Here is a 736-nt window from a genome sequence, read left to right on the forward strand (position 1 = left end):
GTCTCGACATCGGTCGAGCTTCCGTCCGGCTGAGGAACGCTGGCGGTTCGCAGGTAAAAGTGGTCGACGCCCGGGATGGTGACGATCTGGCTCGCGATGCCGGCTGCGGTCAGTTGCTGCGGCAGCCGGTCGAGACCAGCCAGGATAGTCGGCAGATCCTTCTCCCCAAACATGATCGCCACGGTGGATGATCTCGAGCAGATCGCCGGCGACGACAACGCCGACGTCGGCGCGCTGCGCGGCTGGCGACGCGAACTGTTCGGCGACGCCGCACTGGCGCTCAAGCATGGGCGGCTGGCGCTGGCGATCGAAAAGGGCCGCGTCGTGCGGGTCGATCGCGACTAGACCAGGTTGCTGATGCCGACCTAGTCGTCGACTTCCCAGGCTGAATTCCGAGCGAAGCTCCGGACCAGTTCGATGCATCGGTTTGCCAGCGGGTTGTTGCGGCTGGTGCGCAGTGCATAGACGTCGGCGCGGAGCGGCTTGCCGACCAACCGCCGATACACGACATCCCGTTGCGAAAACCGGCTGACGAAGTCGGGAATGAGGGCGACGCCGAATCCCGCCGCGACGAGGCTGGTCAATGACGCCGCCTCGACCACCTGATGCGTCACTTTCGGCGCGAAGCCGGCCTCCAGGCAGCATCGCCTGAGATACTTGGCGAACAGCGAGTCTTCGAATCTCAGGAAGACGAAATCCTCGGCGTGAAGATCGGCCAATCTGATCCGCTTGGCCG

2 protein-coding genes and 1 pseudogene are annotated in these 736 nt (G+C 64.4%); 1 reads left to right on the forward strand and 2 read right to left on the reverse strand.

Annotated elements, in window-relative coordinates; genetic code table 11:
* On the reverse strand, window positions 1-182 hold a 182-nt coding region (locus I5M_RS32510; RefSeq protein WP_199900070.1), incomplete at its 3' end, for a hypothetical protein.
* On the opposite strand from I5M_RS32510, the pseudogene I5M_RS32515 reads away from it, so the two are divergent.
* A pseudogene (locus tag I5M_RS32515) lies at window positions 172-345 on the forward strand (ribonuclease D); the annotation flags it as partial. The gene I5M_RS32510 and the pseudogene I5M_RS32515 overlap by 11 nt on opposite strands.
* A 20-nt stretch (window positions 346-365) precedes the next feature.
* Here the strand turns inward: I5M_RS32515 and I5M_RS26170 are convergent.
* The coding region (locus I5M_RS26170) for a LysR substrate-binding domain-containing protein (RefSeq protein WP_022724097.1) at window positions 366-736 on the reverse strand (371 nt) is incomplete at its 5' end.

This window comes from Rhodopseudomonas sp. B29, from assembly GCF_000333455.1.
GTDB lineage: Bacteria > Pseudomonadota > Alphaproteobacteria > Rhizobiales > Xanthobacteraceae > Rhodopseudomonas.